Origin of the sequence: Mucilaginibacter boryungensis (assembly GCF_015221995.1) — a bacterium.
Taxonomy (GTDB): domain Bacteria; phylum Bacteroidota; class Bacteroidia; order Sphingobacteriales; family Sphingobacteriaceae; genus Mucilaginibacter; species Mucilaginibacter boryungensis.
In genome coordinates, this window is sequence record NZ_JADFFM010000002.1 from 446,149 (window position 1) to 466,411 (window position 20,263).

19 protein-coding genes are annotated in these 20,263 nt (G+C 44.2%); 9 read left to right on the forward strand and 10 right to left on the reverse strand.

Annotated elements, in window-relative coordinates; all coding sequences use genetic code 11:
- The 5 genes from IRJ18_RS14785 to IRJ18_RS14805 are packed head-to-tail and all read left to right on the forward strand — an operon-like array spanning window position 1 to window position 6,230.
- Window positions 1–1,467: an MBL fold metallo-hydrolase gene (locus IRJ18_RS14785; RefSeq protein WP_194107093.1), complete on the forward strand. Its 1,467-nt coding sequence runs from the start codon at window positions 1–3 to the stop codon at window positions 1,465–1,467.
- A gap of 3 nt (window positions 1,468–1,470) precedes the next feature.
- Window positions 1,471–1,938: a hypothetical protein gene (locus tag IRJ18_RS14790; RefSeq protein WP_194107094.1), complete on the forward strand. Its 468-nt coding sequence runs from the start codon at window positions 1,471–1,473 to the stop codon at window positions 1,936–1,938.
- A gap of 29 nt (window positions 1,939–1,967) precedes the next feature.
- Complete coding sequence (locus IRJ18_RS14795) at window positions 1,968–4,403, forward strand: hypothetical protein (protein WP_194107095.1); 2,436 nt, start codon at window positions 1,968–1,970, stop codon at window positions 4,401–4,403.
- A 7-nt stretch (window positions 4,404–4,410) separates the two neighbouring features.
- On the forward strand, window positions 4,411–4,785 hold the full coding sequence (locus IRJ18_RS14800) for a hypothetical protein (protein ID WP_194107096.1): 375 nt from the start codon (window positions 4,411–4,413) through the stop codon (window positions 4,783–4,785).
- Between the two features lie 8 nt (window positions 4,786–4,793).
- Window positions 4,794–6,230 (forward strand): hypothetical protein, encoded by a 1,437-nt coding sequence (locus IRJ18_RS14805; protein WP_194107097.1) that lies wholly within the window; start codon window positions 4,794–4,796, stop codon window positions 6,228–6,230.
- Here the strand turns inward: IRJ18_RS14805 and IRJ18_RS14810 are convergent.
- Together IRJ18_RS14810 and mnmE are read right to left on the reverse strand one after the other, a co-directional pair.
- Entirely contained in the window at window positions 6,213–6,626 is a 414-nt protein-coding gene (locus IRJ18_RS14810; protein WP_194107098.1) for a hypothetical protein, read from the reverse strand. The two genes, IRJ18_RS14805 and IRJ18_RS14810, sit on opposite strands and share 18 nt — an antisense overlap.
- Before the next feature lie 11 nt (window positions 6,627–6,637).
- On the reverse strand, window positions 6,638–8,017 hold the full coding sequence (mnmE, locus tag IRJ18_RS14815; RefSeq protein ID WP_194107099.1) for a tRNA uridine-5-carboxymethylaminomethyl(34) synthesis GTPase MnmE: 1,380 nt from the start codon (window positions 8,015–8,017) through the stop codon (window positions 6,638–6,640).
- Window positions 8,018–8,274: 257 nt separating this feature from the next.
- Between mnmE and IRJ18_RS14820 the strand changes: the two genes are divergently transcribed.
- Window positions 8,275–9,330, forward strand: coding sequence for a nucleoid-associated protein (locus tag IRJ18_RS14820; protein WP_194107100.1), 1,056 nt, complete (start codon window positions 8,275–8,277; stop codon window positions 9,328–9,330).
- Between the two features lie 130 nt (window positions 9,331–9,460).
- On the opposite strand, the gene lspA is transcribed toward IRJ18_RS14820, so the two are convergent.
- From lspA to IRJ18_RS14835, 3 genes are all read right to left on the reverse strand, one after another.
- A complete protein-coding gene (lspA, locus tag IRJ18_RS14825) occupies window positions 9,461–9,982 on the reverse strand; it encodes a signal peptidase II (RefSeq protein WP_194107101.1) in 522 nt (173 codons plus the stop codon).
- 231 nt (window positions 9,983–10,213) lie between these two features.
- Window positions 10,214–10,504 (reverse strand): YXWGXW repeat-containing protein, encoded by a 291-nt coding sequence (locus IRJ18_RS14830; protein WP_194107102.1) that lies wholly within the window; start codon window positions 10,502–10,504, stop codon window positions 10,214–10,216.
- A 54-nt stretch (window positions 10,505–10,558) separates the two neighbouring features.
- Window positions 10,559–11,455 (reverse strand): 3-hydroxyacyl-CoA dehydrogenase family protein, encoded by an 897-nt coding sequence (locus IRJ18_RS14835; protein ID WP_228072878.1) that lies wholly within the window; start codon window positions 11,453–11,455, stop codon window positions 10,559–10,561.
- A gap of 150 nt (window positions 11,456–11,605) precedes the next feature.
- Between IRJ18_RS14835 and IRJ18_RS14840 the strand changes: the two genes are divergently transcribed.
- Both IRJ18_RS14840 and IRJ18_RS14845 read left to right on the forward strand, forming a co-directional pair.
- Window positions 11,606–14,800 carry a SusC/RagA family TonB-linked outer membrane protein gene (locus IRJ18_RS14840; RefSeq protein WP_194107103.1) on the forward strand — a complete coding sequence of 1,065 codons (3,195 nt, stop codon included), beginning with the start codon at window positions 11,606–11,608 and terminating at the stop codon, window positions 14,798–14,800.
- A gap of 11 nt (window positions 14,801–14,811) precedes the next feature.
- The gene (locus IRJ18_RS14845) at window positions 14,812–16,215 is read left to right on the forward strand and encodes a RagB/SusD family nutrient uptake outer membrane protein (protein ID WP_194107104.1); all 1,404 of its coding nucleotides are present in this window, start codon (window positions 14,812–14,814) and stop codon (window positions 16,213–16,215) included.
- A gap of 112 nt (window positions 16,216–16,327) precedes the next feature.
- Here the strand turns inward: IRJ18_RS14845 and bioD are convergent, their stop codons facing one another.
- The 4 genes from bioD to IRJ18_RS14865 all read right to left on the reverse strand — a co-directional run bounded on the left by bioD (window position 16,328) and on the right by IRJ18_RS14865 (window position 19,347).
- Complete coding sequence (bioD, locus tag IRJ18_RS14850) at window positions 16,328–16,936, reverse strand: dethiobiotin synthase (RefSeq protein WP_194107105.1); 609 nt, start codon at window positions 16,934–16,936, stop codon at window positions 16,328–16,330.
- Window positions 16,933–18,054 carry an aminotransferase class I/II-fold pyridoxal phosphate-dependent enzyme gene (locus IRJ18_RS14855; RefSeq protein WP_194107106.1) on the reverse strand — a complete coding sequence of 374 codons (1,122 nt, stop codon included), beginning with the start codon at window positions 18,052–18,054 and terminating at the stop codon, window positions 16,933–16,935. The genes bioD and IRJ18_RS14855 overlap by 4 nt, the downstream gene beginning before the upstream one ends.
- Before the next feature lie 75 nt (window positions 18,055–18,129).
- Window positions 18,130–18,504: a Spy/CpxP family protein refolding chaperone gene (locus IRJ18_RS14860; RefSeq protein WP_194107107.1), complete on the reverse strand. Its 375-nt coding sequence runs from the start codon at window positions 18,502–18,504 to the stop codon at window positions 18,130–18,132.
- 63 nt (window positions 18,505–18,567) lie between these two features.
- Entirely contained in the window at window positions 18,568–19,347 is a 780-nt protein-coding gene (locus IRJ18_RS14865) for an XRE family transcriptional regulator (RefSeq protein WP_194107108.1), read from the reverse strand.
- Between the two features lie 83 nt (window positions 19,348–19,430).
- Here IRJ18_RS14865 and IRJ18_RS14870 point away from each other — a divergent pair, with 83 nt between their 5' ends.
- Entirely contained in the window at window positions 19,431–19,787 is a 357-nt protein-coding gene (locus IRJ18_RS14870) for a GIY-YIG nuclease family protein (protein WP_194107109.1), read from the forward strand.
- On the opposite strand, the gene msrB is transcribed toward IRJ18_RS14870, so the two are convergent.
- Window positions 19,777–20,256 carry a peptide-methionine (R)-S-oxide reductase MsrB gene (gene msrB, locus IRJ18_RS14875; protein ID WP_194107110.1) on the reverse strand — a complete coding sequence of 160 codons (480 nt, stop codon included), beginning with the start codon at window positions 20,254–20,256 and terminating at the stop codon, window positions 19,777–19,779. The genes IRJ18_RS14870 and msrB overlap by 11 nt on opposite strands.
- Window positions 20,257–20,263: the final 7 nt, after the last annotated feature.

Genomic DNA, 20,263 nt, shown 5'->3' on the forward strand with positions numbered 1-20,263 from the left:
ATGGAAAAACAAGTCGACCAGATCATACTGCGCACCTACCGGATCGGTACCGGTGATTGTTTTACTCTGAAATTCCTGAAAAAAGGAACGGTTTCTTTTACCATGATGATCGATTGCGGTTCCTGTAAAGGCGATGGCGATTATTTTAAAAAATTCGTCGCGCTCATCAATGACGATCTGAAAAGCAATATCGACCTGCTGGTCATTACCCACGAGCACCTGGACCATATCATTGGTTTTTCCCGCGCCCGTTCCGAATTCGATAAGATCGCGATTGGGCAGGTCTGGGTTGGCTGGACCGAGGACCCGACCAATGAGCTGGCCGCCACACTCAAAAAGAAATACGGGAAGAATGTCGAGTCCCTGAAATCTGCCATCAGCAAGATGAACGGATTTTTAGCGGACCCGGATTATAAAGCGAAGTTCGGCGGGGAGTTCGGTATGGCGCAAACTTTAGATGCCAAGCAAAGGTTCGCTGACAGCTTGCAGGAATCACTAGAACTTTATCAGGAACCCTTAGCGGCAGCGGATGGTAGCGGCGCGACAGAAATGTCGCGTGCGATGGATTTTGTGATGAATGTTCTTCGGGCTAAAAGTGGCCAAGCGCCGTTCTATTGTAAGCCGGGTATACCGGTGCCGGAATTGCCTGGTACCGAAGGTATCCGTTTTTATGTACTGGGGCCACCGGAGAGTGAGCTCTCCCTCAAAACGGAAGAGGTCAAGGATGATGTTTACGACAGGAAAACCTCGGTTGGTGATAACCCCGGTTTCGACATGGCGCTGGCTGGTGTAATGAACGAGGACAGTCTTCCCTTTCTTGATTGTTTCGCCATGGGCGAAACTGAAAATAAAGCGGCAAAAGAAAAGTTTTTCGGGCAGAAAGAAAACAGCTATCGCAATATCGATTGCGACTGGCTGAACTATGCCGGGAGTTTGGCCATCCGGCTGGAAAAATACATCAATAATACCAGTTTGGTACTGGCGATCGAATTTACGAGCAGCGGTAAGGTATTGCTTTTCCCGGGCGATGCGCAATCGGGCAATTGGGAGAGTTGGCATAATCCGGCGTTGAAATGGACTGTGCAAAAGAACGGGCAGGAGATCACCGTGACGGCGAAAGACCTGCTCAAACGCACGGTGTTTTATAAGGTCGGTCATCATTTGAGCCATAACGGTACGGCTTCGCGGAGCGGGCTTGACCTGATGGAAAGCCCCGAGCTAATGTCCGTCGCCACTTTGGATTACGGGCATATCAATACGATCTGGAAAAACACCATGCCTTCGCCGGGGGTGCTCGGTACGCTAATCAGCAAGACCAAAGGCCGGGTGTTCCGAATTGATGAAGCCTTGATCCAAACGACCGAAGCGGTCGCGGAAAGAGCCAAATTCACCAATGCCGAAAATGAAGCGTTCGAAAGCTGTTACAAAGTTACCCCTGAGTATATTGAAATGACTTTTAACGGCTAAACTATGAGTAGCTATTACGCTTACGTAGATAAAGTAGATTCGGACGTGCAAGATATTTTCTTGGAGTTCCATTGTCTGCTTATGAATACCGCAGGCGGATGGGTCCATCTGCGAAGCCAGCAATTTCGTAATGCCTTAGCGGAAAGCCGGGTACCTGCGATTTCTTTGAAGAGTTCGCTTAAGCGTTTTCGCGAGCAATTACCGGGCATTGGAGAAGGCCGGGAATCGAACTGGTATGAACTGCATACGAATAAGGAACAGCGTGGTCTGCCCGCTGATCTTTACGCGGACGAAAACGCCGCCGGTGACGCGATTTTTGTCGAACGCATTGAACCACTCAGCCCCTTGATCGCTGACTCATTAAAAAACACTAACCAGTTTCGATATTCGAGGTGTTCCTTGTGGCGGGAGCGGCTGCAGCCTGTCGATTGCACAAAGTTACTGATCCTTAACCTATTATGTTTTTTTTAAAATTTAAAGCACCAAAGATTTTATCAACTATGAAACGCCTTATACCTGTCTTTGCGCTCTTTTTTTGCCTGGGTTCATGGAATGCTTCCGGGCAGCTCCGCAAACCGGTGATCGTTTCCGTCAATATCAGCGGTACTGTGCTAGCAGCAGATGCTTCAAGTTCCGGGATACCGTTCGACGAAGCGTTTGTCATGGCCGGTTCGGCGACAGGTATTGAAAAGATAGAGTTGACCTACCGGATCGATCCCCGAAACGCAAATTACAGCCGGTGGTACGCCATTGGACTTAAAGTGAAAGGGAAACGATATAAGATCACTGGAGACAAGGACGGTATCGATTGGGCGACCAAAAATGACTCCTTATACATTACCGTCAATGAAAGCGACTTTGGCTATACCGGAAAACACAACGTCAAGTTTACCATCAAAGAGAAAGGAAGCGCTGGTACGGGGGATGAATATACTTATCAAAATTATACCTTGGTTAAAACCGCGGTAACGCCTCCGATAAGCTGCAGTTTTATCGAATCTCCCCATTATTATCCAAACGTAAATACCATCGGAGCCGATGGTTTTACAAGGGTTCCCGAGGTGTGGAACCGTCCTGACGATGCAACGGCCACTTTCTCGTTAAATGCCGGGCCATTACACGATAACTTGAAATACAATTTCCGTTTCCGGGTCTACCTGGCCAATAACATCGGGGCCAAGCAAGGAGAACTGGCCGCAAAGATCGTGGCCTTACTGAAGACACAGATTACCTTTGAGACGATCAACAAACGCCAGGGGATCGATAATGCAGCTCTTGGTCAGGCCGCAACGGCTGTCATACGTACTTATACCGATAAACGTGGTGATCTGGTCATGGGTGATCAAAAGCCACTGCTGATCGATCTTACTCAAACCCCTTTCAAGGAATTGAAAACGCAGCTCGCTTTATCATCTGATCGGGTGGCGCGGCTTAAAGCTGCTAAACAGGAAAGTATCGACCGTTTACTCAAGAAAATCGATGCCTTTTTGCCGGGTGCAGCTTTGTCGGCTTACCAAGGCTTATCCGACGACATTACGGATATCAGCAAGGGTACCGCGGTGTTAACGCCTGATGCCAAAAAAATATGGAATGCGGCGGTACCTGGTTTCACCTGCAAATTAAGTGATATCGCCACAACAGTCGCTGATGGCACTAAGGTCCTCGATGTGATCAAAGGCGATAAAAAGATCAACCCTGACGGTACGCTTGCAAACACCGGGCCCGGTGCGGTCGATCCGGCATCCATTTCCGCCTTATGGTTTTTTTGTCAGACGATCTCTGCCAACGAAATGCTGGCAACCTATGGTAGAGGCTCCCCTAAACCGCTTTTCCTGACCACTGGATTCCATCGGTTCAAGGGCTATATGGAAGTCCTGTCCGCTGCGGCATCGACTGGCGATACGGAATCGCTCAAACAGATCGCCAAAGAAATGTCCACCGCGTCGCCTGGCTTACTGAATGACCCGGGATCCCCTATCACGGTCAAATTGGATCAGGCCATTGCCAAAACAAATTTATCGGACGCTACCAAAAATTTACTGGACCAGCCACTCAACGCATCGATCCCAGACTATAAGGCGATGACGGTACTGGATGCCCTTACGCTACTGGATAATGGTTTTGCGAACCCAAATATCTTTGCCGCATTGATCAATGGCAGCGGCAAGATCAGCGGAACGTTTAAATCCATTGAGCCCACGGTGGACGGGCAAGTCAGCATTCCGTCGCTACAAGTACTGAACAGCATTTTTAGTTTACTGGACACCAAAGCTTTTTTTGGGGATGCTGCACATCCGGGTCAACTTTTTAGTCCGGTTATGCATACTGACCTGATCGCCAACCGCTTGTTTTACTATTTAGCGAAATTGAACGCTATCGCACCGGAGTTGCAGGACTACACGACATTCAATGATCAGTTCGCCCGCCTGATGGCCGATACTTATATTAAAAAAACTTATCTGCTAAGCGGCGCGTCGATCGCCGACCAAAACGTTGATGCGAATAAAAATCTGTATGTTGGTGTCGATATCGGGATGGGTAATGCTTTTGGCATTAATACTTTTTTCGTACATGAAGGGCTTAATATTTACCTCAGTCCGATCAACAGGAATGCGTCCATTTCTTCACTCCATGGCTGGGACCGGATCCGAAAAACCTTTAGTCTTTTCGTGGGACTTACACAAACTATCTCTGCCAGCAATGTCAACGATCGCTACTCGAATCTTTTTAATGACGGCGGATTTAAGACCAGCGCTTTGTTTGGCATCGGTTGGCGCTTTAGTACCCTGGCGCGGTTGAATTTCGCTGGCCTGGTTTACCGGGAAAAGAGTCTGAACCCGTTGGTCACCTCGACACAGGTCAAGGTCGCACCTGCGGTAACTTTAGCGATCGATATCGCGCTTGGGAAATTGATCAAATCTTTATCTACATTATAATAAAATCATGTCAGCAGTCAACATCACGATCGTATCCCAGGGCGGACCTGTTCAGTTAGCTTATCCCGCCGGTTCAAAGAAAGGCTCCAGCACCAATATCGATCTACAGGTAAAAGTAGCCGTAGACCCTTCCGACGAGGTGCCCAAGGTGCTCGCCACGCTAAATTTACCTCCAGGCCATTTTACTTTCAGTAATGGCAGGCGTAAAATAACTTCGCTTTTGGGTAAATTGGCGGATGGTGATGAAGCGACCATTTCCTTTTCGGTCAATTGTGATACAGATGACCCAAGTGACCAAATGGCGATGCAGGCAGCTGTGCAGGATAAGTTCGACCAGCCAACCACACCGGCAGACTTGGTCTACAATGTCGTAAAAATATAACAGAAACTATGGAAGCAATCAAACGGGTCTTTTATTTGGCTATAGTGATACTGGCCGTACTGTCAGGTTGTAAAACAGAGGTGCCAGAGGTAACGCCAATCGATAATATAATTAAACTCACTTTGCCGGACTACAAAACACTTTCGGATGCCAAAAAGGTGCACGCCGATGGCGCGACGAAGCTGCAGTTGGTGGCGACTTTGCCTGGTGATGCCGATGCGGCCAATCGTACGGTGACGTTCAAGTGTTCGCAGGGGACTTTCAATACAACGGGAGCTTCCGCAACGCAGGTGGACATCCTGGCGATACCAGCGAGTGACGGCAAGCATTTTGAAGCGAAGACGGTACTGACCCTGGGCACGGTATCGGGCCCTTACACGATTAGCGCCCTGATCAAAAACCAAACGCAGTATGAGCGCGATACAACGATCAATGTTCCTGCGATGAATGTCAGCGACCTGCTTTCCTTTAGCATTGATAATTATGCGGCGCTGGTGGCCGGGAACTTGCTGAAAGCGGATGGCGTCACCCGCATCAAACTCATCGCTTCCCTCCCGTTGAGCACCTTGAATAATGACTTGCAAGTGGTTTTCATCAGTTCTGCCGGGTCCTTTGATGTGAGCGATGCCAATAAATCGACCAAGACCGTTACCGCGGTCTTGCAAAATCCGATGGATAACCATTACGAAGCCTGGGCCTATTTGACACTCGGAACAACTGCGGCTAATTATACGGTAAATGCGCAATTGAAAACGAAGCCGCTCTATACCTCTGACCTGATCTTTGCCGTACAAGCTTTGAAACCCACCGATGTGCTGAAATTTACTTTCAGTCCAACGACAGGCTTGCGGGCCGATGGCGTGTCTTTACTGAAGATCAGTACGGCGGTCACCGGGATACCGCTGACACATCCCGTTACACTCACGGTCAGTGACGGGGTATTCCAAGGTTCGCAGACCCCAAAAAGTGTCACCCCGAGCTTAAGTCAGGCTGGTACCGCTGATCAGTTCCTGATGGTTGGCAACGATCCGAAAACTTATGTGCTGACTGCGAACATCGCTGACCTGTCGTTGAGCCTGAGCCAAACTTATACGGTACTTCGTGCGAACCCGGATGATATGACACTGGAACCTAGTTCGCTCAGCGTAGACCAGACTGGATCGGGAATCTCTTTCAATATTTTCTTGAAACGAACTACGGGTACCGTTAGCCCGGGCACGGCAGTAAGCGTCAGGGCCTATCAGACAAACTCCAGCGGCGGGCAAATCGCTGTCGGCCGTTTCACCGGCACGACCAATGTTTCGGATATTTCCGGTAAGATCACGATGGTCTATGTCGCCGACACGGGCACGTTCGACCTGACCAAACCAGTGGTCATCGAAGTAACCGGTACAAATGATGCGGGCAGCAGTGTGGTCAAAACTTTCTCACTGGCCGTTAAATAACCGAAGACCTTTATGCAGGCATTCGTCGAGGATGGCTTTTGCCTGCATAAATCCTTTCCTTGCGGTATTTAAGTGGTGATGATGTCTGGGTAGCCAATTGATCGGGGTGATTGCGTCAACACCTGAAAATTCTGCAACAGCTTTTCCGGCATTTCCTGACATCGGCAATATCTGTGCTTTTGCTGCCCCTATCGGCCAGGCGGAGTCAAACAGCCGGTAATCATTAAGGCTAACCGGGGAGGTTGCCCCTAATTGCTCAAGGGGTGATTCACCGGAAATTATCCGCGCGCTTGCCAGGATCGAACGGCCATAAAATGTTACATTTAAGCTGAAGATAGTGCAAAAAATGAGAACAAATGAGAGAAAATCTACTTTTATGAAAAATAATGTAAACAATTAAAAATCAATTATTTGCCGATACAGAACTTACTAAATATATTATCCAACAAATCATCTGTAGTAACGGTGCCGGTTATTTCACCAAGGTAATGAAGGCCTTGTTTAATGTCCATAGCCAGAAAGTCTGAGGTGGTTTGGGTTTGGATGCCCTCAAGGACGTGCATAAGCGCCTGCTCTGTTTTTTGCAGGGCTTCCAGGTGGCGGATATTGGTGATCAGCGTTTCATCGGCGCTTAGCTGACCTTTTACGGTACGCTGATAGATCAGTTGTTTCAGCTCATCAATATGCTGCTTTTCTTTAGCAGATACCTGCACAAGATCAGTGCCATCAGGAAGTTGCACCTGAATAGTGGCAGCAGTAGGCGCAAGTAAATCTGTTTTATTAGCAACGATGATAGCTGGAATACTAGGTTTCACCAGTTCAGCAATGTCCGCGGTAAGGTCGGTTGCCGATAACGCATTTACATCATACACATATAAAAGCACAGCGGTCTGACTGATCTTTTCCATCGTCTTCTGTACTCCTATTTGTTCAATCGTATCGGTTGCTTCGCGGATACCGGCAGTATCTATCAGGCGGAAGTTGATGCCATTAATATTCAGCACCTCTTCAATAGTATCGCGTGTGGTGCCGGGGATATGGCTCACAATAGCGCGGTCTTCGTTCAGGAGAGCATTCAGCAGTGTCGACTTCCCCGCATTTGGCCGACCGGCAATTACGGTGTTTACCCCTTGTTTAATAGCATTGCCTAACTCAAATGATTGGATCAGTTTGCCTATGATAAGCACTATCTCGTGCACCAGCTTGCGCAGTTGTTCGCGGTTGGCAAACTCTACATCTTCTTCACTAAAATCAAGTTCCAGTTCTATTAACGAGGCGAAGGTGACCAACTGTTCGCGTAGGGCCTGTAATTGGTTACTAAACCCGCCACGCAGTTGCTGCATAGCGGCTTGCTGGGCGGCTTTAGAATTGGCCGCTATCAAATCGGCTACGGCTTCGGCTTGGGATAGATCGAGCTGACCGTTCAGGAAGGCGCGCATGGTAAACTCACCTGCCCTGGCGGCGCGGGCCCCGTGTTTGATCAGCAGCTTGATGATGGATTCAATAATATAGTTAGACCCATGGCAGGATATCTCCACCACGTTCTCGCGGGTGTATGATTTGGGCGCTACGAACAGCGACATCAGCACTTCATCCAGTATCACGTCACCGTCCATGATGTGTCCAAAATGGATGGTATGCGATGCCTGCTTTCTCAGGTCTTTACCCTTAAAAACGCTGTTGGCAATAGTAATAGCCTGCGGGCCGGACAGGCGGATAACGCCAATGGCGCCAACTCCGTTAGCGGTGGCAAGGGCTACTATGGTATCTTCCTGGTGTTGGGTCATTGAGACAAAAGTCGGTATAAATGGGCAATCTTCCTATATGGCAAGGTGTCGGGGCGGGGTAAGCCCTCCAAATCATGGTTTACATGGTTTACAAAATTCGGGTGTAATTCTACTACAAGTATTTAATAATCAATATTTTATGATTTTTTTGGGCTAAAAAGTGTAAACCATGATTTTCGGCGTTCCATGAGGTTCGATAACTAAAAAATGACTTAATGACGAAACGGCTTCACGACAATTAGTAACTTCGCCGGTATATGGTAACTTTTTTCGACGCTTCACTGGAGAGTATCTCTGTGCACCACGTAGGCAATCAATCTTTAAACGAGTTATATGCGCTATCCAAACAACCGCTAGCGCTGAAGGATGAACTGCTAAGCAAGTTACTGATGCAATACTTTTTGACCCCATTCGAAAAATCGACCGAGGTTTACCATTTGATGCACCCCAGCGATCTGGAATTGAACACCATCTATCATTTTGCTACGCAGATATTTGAAGAACCGGATAAGTTTCACGATGCCAGCGAACAGATCGCCAAGTTCCTGTATAATGTCACCAATCACCCTAATATTAAGCCCGGCGAATTGTATGTGGGGTTATTTAAAGACGTACAGATTGAGGGTAACCAATTGGATGTGGTGGGCATTTTTAAATCGGAAAACAAGGAAACCTATTTAAAAGTATATCCCGATACCGGCGGCTTTACGGTTGATTACGAAGAGAACGCAATTAACATTAATAAGCTGGACAAAGGCGTGCTGATCTTCAGCATAGAAAAAGAGAACGGTTATAAAGTGGTGGTTATCGACAAAAATAACAGCGGACAAGACGCGGCGGTTTACTGGAAAGACCAGTTCCTACAGCTGAAGATCCGTAACGATAGCTTTAACCAAACCAACAATACGCTCAGCATCTACAAAAACTTCGTCACCCAGAAGCTGGACGATGAGTTTGAAATGAGTAAGGCCGATAAGATTGACCTGCTGAACCGCAGCATGAAGTATTTTAAAGAAAAGGAGACATTTGACCTTGATGAATTTACCGGCGAAGTTATTGGCAACCCCGAAGCCATACAATCGTTCAAAAGCTTTAAAAGCAATTACGAGCAGGAGTTTGACAGCCCGATAAACGACAATTTTGAGATATCCGGCAACGCAGTAAAAAAGCAGCAGCGGGTTTATAAAAGCGTATTAAAGCTGGACAAAAACTTCCACATTTACATACACGGCGATAACAAGCTGATTGAAAAGGGCTTTGATGACGATAGAGCTATGAATTATTATAAGGTGTATTTTAAGGAAGAGCAATAAAAGCTTGTTATTGCGGGGAGCCTGCCTCGGAAACGTGCGTTGGGGCGACGTAGCAATCTCCTAACTTGATATACCAACTATGAGATTGCCACGCTATCGCTCGCAATGACAATATTATCATAACAACATATTAAACTTCTACGATCGCTCTTTTTTTACCTCTCCCCTGCCAATAATAATACCCCAGGAAGACAATTACCCCAACACTAACAGAAACATCGGCCATATTGAAGATGCCGGTTTGGAAGATGCCTAAGCCAATGTGCATAAAATCGGTAACGGAATGGTACAGCAGCCTGTCGTACACATTACCTATACCCCCACCTATAATAAAACAAGCGGCTATCAGTGGTATAGTGGCAATCTTTTTTTGATAGATCAGGTAACCGAGCCCGCCCAATAATACGACAATGGGTAGCAAGGTCAGCAGCACAAATTTTATGGGTGCGGGGATGCCATCGCCCAGGCTCAAAAACGCGCCGGTGTTTTCCACTTTCATCAGGTGAAAATGATTATAGGCCAGACTTATGTAATCAGCGCTGCTGATGCGCTCGCGCACAATATGTTTGGATACCTGGTCGCAGCCAATATTGGCCATTACTACAGTTAGTATTAGTGCTATCTTTAGTAATCTAATTGCTTTGCTATTCATTCGCTTGTTATTGATGCATAAATGTAGCGGTAATGCTTAATCAAAGCAAATACGATTACTATTACTAGCGATGCAAGCCGGAGATGTTTCGCTGTGGCTAAACATGACGCGTTTGTAATCAATGAAATCCAGGTTTCCTTCAGGATGATAAAAGAAAAAGCCGCCCTGGTATCCAGAACGGCTTCCTAAATCGGTGTAATCAACCCACCAATCGGTGTAATCAAATTAATATTATCTCCAATGCCCACGGCGCCAGTAGTAGCCACGCGAACCGGTTTCCCAGGTTCCCGATATCCAAACCCGGTTACTACGCGGGCGTGTCCAATACCCGTTAGTATATACATAATGGCCATTACGCCATGTCCATTCGCCTGATACCCAAACTGCACCCGGATAAGGCGCTGCAGGGCGGTAATAAACCGGTTCAGCAGGCCGTTCGGCTACATAATAACTGCCCGCGCACGATGCTAGCAAACTACCGGCAAGGGCAATTCCTATTAATATTCTGCTTGTCGTTTTCATAGTTAAGTAGTTTAATGAAATATAAGACAAGCGATCTTCCGGATAGTTTAAAACTTATCCCTTGCTAAACTTATCAGCCACTACCAGCTCTTTACTGCCGGCAGTATATTTATAAAACCCACTGCCCGATTTGGCCCCCAAATGCCCTGCCATTACCATATTAACCAGCAACGGGCAAGGCGCATATTTTTGATTGCCTAAACCATCGTACAATACATTCAATATAGCCAGGCAAACATCAAGGCCAATAAAATCGGCCAGTTGCAGCGGGCCCATGGGGTGCGCCATACCCAGTTTCATCACGGTATCAATTCCGTGCACGCCGGCTACACCTTCAAACAGCGTATAAATAGCCTCGTTTATCATAGGCATTAAAATGCGATTAGCTACAAAGCCAGGGTAATCATTCACTTCTACCGGTACTTTATTCAACTGTTTGCTCAATTCCATCACAGCGTTGGTTACCGTATCGGTTGTGGCGTAACCACGTATCACCTCAACCAGTTGCATTACGGGTACGGGGTTCATAAAGTGCATCCCTATTACATTACCCGGTGTTTTAGTAACAGCGGCAATGCGGGTTATACTAATAGATGATGTATTGGTAGCTAAAATAGTATCGGGCCCGCACAGGTCGCTTAGTTGTTTAAATATCCCCAGTTTAATTTCGGGGTTTTCGGTGGCGGCTTCAATTACTAATTGGGCATTGGCTACAGCATTAGCAAGGTCGGTTCCCGTTTTGATATTTTTAAGCGTAGCTTGTTTTATTTCATCGGTGATGGCGCCTTTGTTTAATTGTCTGTCTAAATTTCGGGTAATAGTATCTATTGCCTTTTCAAGCGCCTCAACTTTCATATCCACCAGTTGCACAGCAAACCCATGCTGGGCAAACACGTGGGCTATACCGTTTCCCATTGTGCCTGAACCAATTACTGTAATATTTTTTATCATAAATTGCTATAATTATAACTTATAACCTATAAAGCGTTAGGTCATAAAATTGCCATTGTTTTAATTTTTACCTATTTTTTTTGCTACAAACATAAATAAAACATAATTTACGCCCTTTTAGAAATTATTATTAATTCAATCTTAACAAAAATGAAGAAAAATTTACTTTTATTTTTCATGCTGTTTTCCTTGGCACTGGGAAGTGCCTGGGCACAAAACAGGACAATTACTGGTACGGTTACCAGTGCTTCCGATGGGTTGCCTCTTCCAGGCGTTGTTGTACGTGTAAAAGGCACTAGTACCGCTGTATCAACTAATAGCAACGGTAAATTTTCTGTAAATGCCTCAAGCAATTCTACATTAGTATTTTCATTTATAGGTTTTACTACGCTTGAATTACCTGCTGCATCAGATCTGTCAAACGTAAAATTGACTGAAAATAACAGGCAATTAAATGAAGTTGTGGTTATTGGTTACGGACAAAAACCAATACGTGAACAAAATGGGGCAATTGGCCATGTAAATGGCTCAAGTGTTGCTGCACAGCCTGTTGAAAGCTTTGAAAAAGCACTGAGTGGTAAAACCGCCGGTGTGCAAATTTCAAGTGCAGGAGGTACATTAGCCGATGGAGTTAGTGTACGTATACGTGGTGTTAATTCGATATCATCCAGTTCGTTGCCATTATTTGTAATTGATGGTGTCCCTGCCAATTCTGTAGAAAACTTAAGTTTGTTTAATGGGGGAAACGGCACACGTTTTGATCCGTTAGCTTTAATTAACCCTGACGATATTGAATCTATCGATGTATTGAAGGATGCTGGCGCAAGTGCTATCTATGGTTCGCGTGCAGCTAATGGTGTAGTTGTTGTTACTACCAAAAAGGGTAAAAAAGGAACTTCAAAAATCAGTATCGACTCGAAACAAAGCTGGGCTAATCCGGCAAAAGTTCAAAACCTTTTGAGCGCTGATGATTTTATGACCATCAATAACGAAAAAGTTAAAAATCGTTTCGGTAGTACAGCCCCAACAGTTGCAGTGAACAGTGATATTGATGGTGATGGTAACCCAGATAGAACCGATTGGATGAAAAAGGTTTTTAATCAAGGATTTACTACTGATAATACGCTTGCATTATCAGGAGGGTCTGATAAATCGGCTTATTACGGTTCGGTGCGTTATGCAGATCAAAAGGGTATCGTATTTAACAACCGTTTGCAAACTGCACAAACAAGGGTAAATCTTGATCTGACACCTAATAAGTATGTTCATGGTGGTATTCAGTTATCATATACACATTCTTTCAACAAAGGGGTTTTAACAGACAATTACCTGGCGGGTGCAACCATTTCCGGTTATAATGCATTCCCAACCATTTCTCCATATAACCCCGCAGGCACAACTTTGCAGGGTGGCTATAACTTAACCAATACAGGCGCAAAAGAAGGTGGTGTTGGGTATTTAGGTTTAGGAAACAATATTTTAGCAATTAACGGTACAAGCTTAATTGGTAACCGTATTTATAATCCATTAGCGTCTGCAGCATTACAACGTAATAATATTACGCCTGAAAACATAGTTGCCAATGGCTTTATTGAAATACAGCCTATCACTGGTTTAAAGTTCACTACTAAATATGGCGTTGATCTTTTAAAATCATTTGAAGACCAATATAGTAACCCTGTAATAGCAGGTTTAGGTGCATCATACTTAGGTTTAGTGCAAGATTATTACACTACCCGTAACCAGGCTGTATGGCAAAACTATATTAACTATGATCATACCTTTGCACAAAAGCACCGAGTTTCTGCAACTGTAGGTAGTGAGTATCAATTTACCAAACAGCAGCTTACTTATGCATCAGCAAATAACTTTGCCGATCCTTTTTTTACAAGTATAATTGATGGAGCGTATAGCGGTGCTGATCCAAGCTCTGCATCGGGCGCATTATTATTAGCATCAGGCGGTTCATTATTTACCAGCGGCTTAGAATCATATTTTGGCCGTTTAGGTTATAGCTTTGATGAAAAATATTCCCTTGAAGGTTCTATTCGTAGGGATGCTTTCTCTGGTTTTGGCGCTAACTTCAGATGGGGCACGTTCCCAAGCGTCTCTGCAGGTTGGATTGTTTCAAAAGAAGACTTTTTGAAAGACAATAAATACATTAGTTATTTAAAAATTAAAGGCAGCTATGGTAAAGTGGGTAACTCCAGAGGTGTAGGTGCATATGCTGCAAGGACACTATATAGTGGTGGTTTATATGCCGCACTTAATGGTTTCTCCAGCAGTCAATTAGGCAATGCCGATTTACATTGGGAAACTCAGTTACAAACAGATATCGGTTTTAGCATATCAGGCTTTGATAACCGCATCACTTTAGATGCCGATTATTTTAACAATAATATCAACGGTTTAATTTTAGCTGCCCCTGTATTGTATACGGTTGGTGTGCCAGGATCGTCGATTACAACTAACATTGGTTCAATGAGAAACCGTGGTGTCGAGTTTACCTTAAACACCAAAAATGTTACTTTGAAGGATTTTAGCTGGACTACTTCGTTTAATTATACACATGTTGCTAATAAAGTATTAAGCTTAGTTACATCAAATAACAATGCTGATATTACTTCAGGTAATACTGTAGCAAGCGTAGGTCGCCCGTTGGGTACATATAAAGTTTACCGTTCAGCAGGTGTTGACCCGGCTACAGGTTATGCCATGTGGTATGGTGCTGATGGTGTTAAAAGAATGTGGAATCAGGTATTGCAAAAATACACTGCACAAGATGGTAGTGCTATCGCTGCTTTAACAGCAACCGATCAATCATATCTGGAAGGCAAAACCGGTACACCAACTTGGTATGGTGGTTTCGATAATACCCTGGTTTACAAAAATTTCGATTTTAATTTCTCTTTTGTATACTCTGGTGGTAACTACCTTTATAACGTTACTTACTCCGGTTTGTTAACAAACAATTTCCAAAATAACGATGCCAGGATTTTGCAACGTTGGACTACTCCCGGACAAATCACTTCTGTGCCACGTGTTTATAGCTTGGATGTAAATAGCAACCAAGGGTCTGATCGTTTCATTGAAAAAGGTGATTTTGCTCGGTTAAGAGTTGTTTCTTTAGGATATCGTGTTCCTAAAACAGCACTAAACCGCTTGGGTTTATCAGATCTTCGGATATCAGCTCAGTTATATAACGCATTTGTTATTACAAAATATAGCGGAATAGATCCTGAAGTAAATAGTAACCGAAATAACACCAATCTTCAAACTGGCCTGGATAACCGTGCAGTTCCTCAACCAAGGACTTTCACTTTGGGCGTAAATGCTTCATTTTAAAAAGTAAAGACATGAAAAATATAATTAAATATAAATCAGCCATACTTATCTCATCGATTATTATTGCTGTAGCTGGGACATCTTGCCGCAAGCAACTGTTCCAGGAACCATATACCAGTTTATCACCTTCTTCTGCTTTTTCAAGCCCTGATCGTGTAGAGAAAGCCGCTGTGGGTATGTATGATCAGCTACAAAACGCAAACTGGTTTGGCGGGCGCGCACTCATATATGTAGATGTAAGAGGTACAGACGTTAACCCTCCAAGCTATTTTAGTCCGCTGCCATTATTTAATTCTGTAACAGCAAGTGAAGGTTTTACTGCCGGAGCGTGGGCAGGAGCTTACCGGACAATTGGTGAAGCAAATCTTTTCTTGAAAAACTTAGCGGGTGCCGCCGGTGTTGATGCTGCTAAAATAAACCAATATACCGGCGAAGCTGAATTTATACGTGCTTTGAATTACTTTTATTTGGTAAACCTATTTGCACAACCTTATAGCTTTAGCGCAGGCGCAACACACGCAGGTGTCCCACTTGTGTTAACAAGTTCCGACTCTCCTTTTGATGCAACAAACCAACTTCCCCGGGCAACTGTTGCCGCTGTATATGCACAGATAGAAAAAGATTTGTTAGATGCTGAAGCAAAATTACCAGTAACGTATAACGATCCTAATTTCTCAAATGTGGCAAGGGCAACCAAAGGGGCTGCACAGGCGCTGTTGGCCCGTACTTATTTATATGAAAATAAGTACTCAAATGCGAATTCTTACGCTGATAAGGTAATAGCAGGCGGATATACTTTAAATCCAGATCCGTTGACCCCATTCCGTACATATACTACTAAAGAAAGTATCTTTTCTGTGGCAATGAATGGTGCTGATAACCCTAATACCAACAATGCTTTAGGTCAACATTATAACCCTGCTAAGCGTGGAGATATACAGGTTAGCAATGAATATGTTGCCTTAATGGACCAAACTAAAGATCTCCGTTTTAAAAATATGATATTTTTACAAGGTGGTTCATATTGGACCGGTAAATACGTCGGAACAGCCGATTGGGTACCTGTGTTAAGATATTCGGAGGTTTTATTGATCAAAGCAGAAGCTTTGGCTAACCTTTCTGCAACCGTTGATATTACCGCTCTTAGCCTGTTAAACCAAGTTAGGACAAGATCTCAGGCTACACCTGTTGTTGCTGTTACTAAAACGGATTTGATCAACGCTATTTTAACAGAAAGGCGTATTGAGCTAGCATTTGAAGGCCAAGGTGAATTTGATTACTTACGAACAGGTCGTGGCATTCCAGCACATGGAGTTGTGCTTGCGCAACCTTATGGTTCTAACTATGTTATATTACCAATACCAAAGTACGATACAGACAAAAATCCTAATCTGGTGCAAAATCCTGGTTATTAATTTTTGATCAGATACAAAAAGAAAAGCGCCTCATTACGGGGCGCTTTTTTTGTAGTAAAGGTTCGATTAATTCAAATCTTTCTCTTGATTTAATCGATAATATTACAATGCTTTATAAATTACCTGCTACTTTAAGTATACTTCCCTTATTAATTTCAAGTATGCTGGGCACATGATAAATGGGCACAACATTTTTTGTATATGTACGGATAGCCTGCTCTGAATATTCATCGGTATTCCCGTTTACTACTATGGCCTTTACCGGTATACCCCGGCCATTTAATGCATCAATCGATAACAGCGTATGATTAATACTACCCAGGTAATGGCGGGATACTAATATAACCTCGGCATTCAGGTGTTTGATCAGGTCTATAATATAGTGTGTACTGTTTAACGGCACCATTAACCCGCCTGCGCCTTCTATAATTAGCTGATTATTGGTTTCAGGCAGGGTAATTTTATCAATATCTATCTCAATACCATCCAGCGCGGCCGACTTATGTGGTGAATATGGTTCTGTTAAACGGTACGCCTCGGGGTGAAAAACCGATTTGGGGTTGGATACTAATCGTTTAACTTTAATGGTATCACTGTTCTCCAAATCGCCCGACTGAACAGGTTTCCAATAGTCGGCCTGTAGTTTTTCTACCATAATGGCCGATACGATAGTTTTACCAATATCAGTACCTATGCCTGTTATAAATATAGGTTGGTTCATGTGGTGAAATTATTGATCAAATTCAGCATTCCTGCAATCTCTTGTCCGGTATTATAGCTGTGGATGCATATGCGTAACCGCTCGCTGCCCGCGGCCACTGTGGGACTTAAAATAGGCCTCACGTCATACCCATTAGTTTGCAATAAACCCGCTAAGGCTTTGGCCTTAGCATTACTTTTTAAAAGGATACATTGTATGGCACTATCGCTGGCTATCAATTCAAAACTGGGGTTTTGAAAGATGTCTTTAAAATACCGGATGTTTTGTTGCAGTAATAACTGTTCGGCACCCGACCGCTCCTGCAGTTGATAAGCCATTTTAATAGCCGCCAAATTATGCATTGGCGCGGCCGTGGTATAAATAAACGAACGGCTAAAATTAATGAGGTAATTGCGCAGCAGGCCGTTGCCCAAAATCGCGGCGCCATGGCAGCCTAAAGCCTTGCCAAATGTTACTACCTGGGCAAAAACCTGCTTTTGTAAATTAAGCTGATGCACCAGCCCCAAGCCAAATACGCCGGTGGCGTGTGCCTCATCGACAATTAAGTTGGCGTTATATTTTTGTACGATAGCGCAAATCTCTGCCAGGGGCGCAGCATCACCATCCATCGAATAAATGCTTTCTATAGCTACATAAACTGTCCCTTTAGCTAATTTTAGTAATTCGGTAAGGCTATTAAGATCGTTATGTTTAAACTTATAGCGGTTGGCGTAACTTAACCGTGCACCATCAATAATTGAAGCGTGCGCTAATTCGTCGGTAATAATAGTATCGCCCCGTTGCGGTAATGCTGATAACAGGCCCAGGTTGGCATCGTATCCCGAGTTGTAGATCAGTCCGGCAGGATAACCGTGAATGCTTGCAACTTCTGCCTCCAATGCTTCAGCATAATAAGTATTGCCAGCCAGTAACCGCGAACCGGCAGCCCCATTCAAAACGTGTGCTTGCGCCCCTATTTCGGCGTTAATGTTAGCTTTTAATATTGCTGAGTGCGCAAAGCCAAGATAATCGTTACTGCAAAAATCAATTAAGCCAGCTTCAGGGCGCAGCTGACGATAGTTGCCTGCTGCCTGCCTCTCCTGTAGTTTGTTTTGTATGAACTGATCCGCGCTGCTCAAAGTAGAATAATTTATGCTAAAATAAAGAAAGCGGCCCAAAAGCCGCTTTCTTTAAAATCCTTTATCTCAAAAAATTTATTTTGATGGTGGAGGAGGAGGTGTGCCACCGCCGCCGCCCTGGCCGCCCATACGGCTCATTCTTTCAGCCATCATTTTTTTGTAAGCATCTTTTTGCTCGTCTGTAAGTATTGCCTGAATTTTTTCATTTGAAGCTTGCATTAAGGGACGCATTGCCGACCTGTCTGCGCCAGCTTTCATCATGCTGTCTCTTTTAGCTGCTTGCGTTGCATAAATTGCAGTAATTTTAGCTGTTTGATCGTCAGTTAACTTTAACTGAGTTTGTAAAGCTTTTGCCTGCTCTTCAGGGCTTCTGCGCATACCACCGCCTTGGGCGAAGGTTGCTACTGTTGCGCCGATAACGAAGCAACATACTAACATTAATTTTTTCATTATTTTCCAGTTTTTAAGTTTAGATAAAGATATATGGTAATAGTTTAATATCAGCCATGTAACTTAATTGTTGCTGTTTTTTTGAAGGTCGGCAATTGACCGTTGCATTTGCGCCATCATGCCTGTCAGGCTTTCCATGGTGGGCTCGGGGGCAGGTTCGGGCAGGTGGGTACTAAAGTATCCTTTGGCCTTCCATATCTCCAGAACGTCTTCGCCGCTAACTTCATACGGATCGTACACCGGGTTATCCGATACCAGCTTTAGTTTCTTACTATCCTTAAATTTATTTCCGATGCGTTTATATACTACCCCTTCGCTTTTTGATACTACAACATAGGTGTCACCCGGTTTAATATCACTCCAGCGCTCCAGATACTCGCCTATAATAATACTACCCGATTGTAATGGCAGCATGGAGTCGCCGCTTATCTCGAACGCGCGGTAGGTACCCTGCTTAAACATGGGCAAATAAAATTTGGGTAATTGCGCCACATATTGCGGGTCGGCATAGCCATTTAAATAACCCGCACTGGCTTTTACCGGTACCATTTCAATATTCTCGTTATCCTCTTTATCTACAGTAATACTAAGGATGCGAAGATTGTTAGGATCGCCTTTAGGTTTTGGTGCCCAATTAGCATCAATGGTTTCATTAATAAAGTCGTCTAAACTTACATCAAAATATAAAGCTAATTTTTTTAGTAGGCCATATTTAGGATCGGCACGATCTTCTTCGTAAGCACCTACTAACGAACGTTTTATACCAACCTCATCGGCGAAAGCCTGCTGGGTTAAACCTTTTTTCTTGCGTAGGAACTTAATATTTTGTGAAATAATTGACATAAAATTTGGATTTACTAAATTTATTAGTATTTTTATGCTCATAAAATTAGTAATAAATTCCGAACCAGCAAAATTTTTTTAAAATGAAGAGCTTTATTTATATCATCACAGACAGAAACCGTAATAATTTACATGTTGGCCTATGTACCGATCTGCTAAAAACCTTAGAGTTTTACAGCGAAATGCCTACCCTGTTTTTTGATAGTTCGAAACATTTAACCCGGCTGGTTTATTTTGAAGAGATAAACAGCGAGGAACAGGCAATGGACCGTTTTAAATATGTAAGTACCTTTACCCGCGCGCAAAAAGAGAAGATGATCCGTTCTGCCAATTCTGACTGGATGGACCTGACCAAAGGTTTAAAAATAGAACAGGAGATGTACAGCAGAGCGGCTATGCGCCCCGCCGTAACATCAGCCCGTAAAAGCCTTACTTTTTAATAAATTTCAGTGCGCCGCTATTCATGCAATAGCGCTTGCCACCCCTATTGGCCGGGCCATCGTCAAACACATGACCAAGGTGCAAGCCGGTGCTTTTTTCGATTACCTCGCTACGCGAGCCATCGGGGTCGGTGCGTATTTCTACCATATTAGGGGCAGCGGGCTTTACAAAGCTTGGCCAACCGGTGCCACTATCATACTTATCTTCCGATTTAAATAGCACGTCGCCAGTAGCCGCGCTTACATACACCCCTTTTTGATGATTATCATAATAAGCGTTTTTAAACGGATATTCCGTATCGCTGTTCACCATAATCTCGTAAGTGTTCGGGCTTAATATTTTTTTCCATTCGGCCGCAGGTTTCGATTTTGGCCTTTTAGGATCAGGTTTAACCTGGCCGATTGTATTTTGGCAGCTGATGATTGCGATAGCGCAAAAAACTGTAAACGATAGCATTAACTTTTTCATATCTATA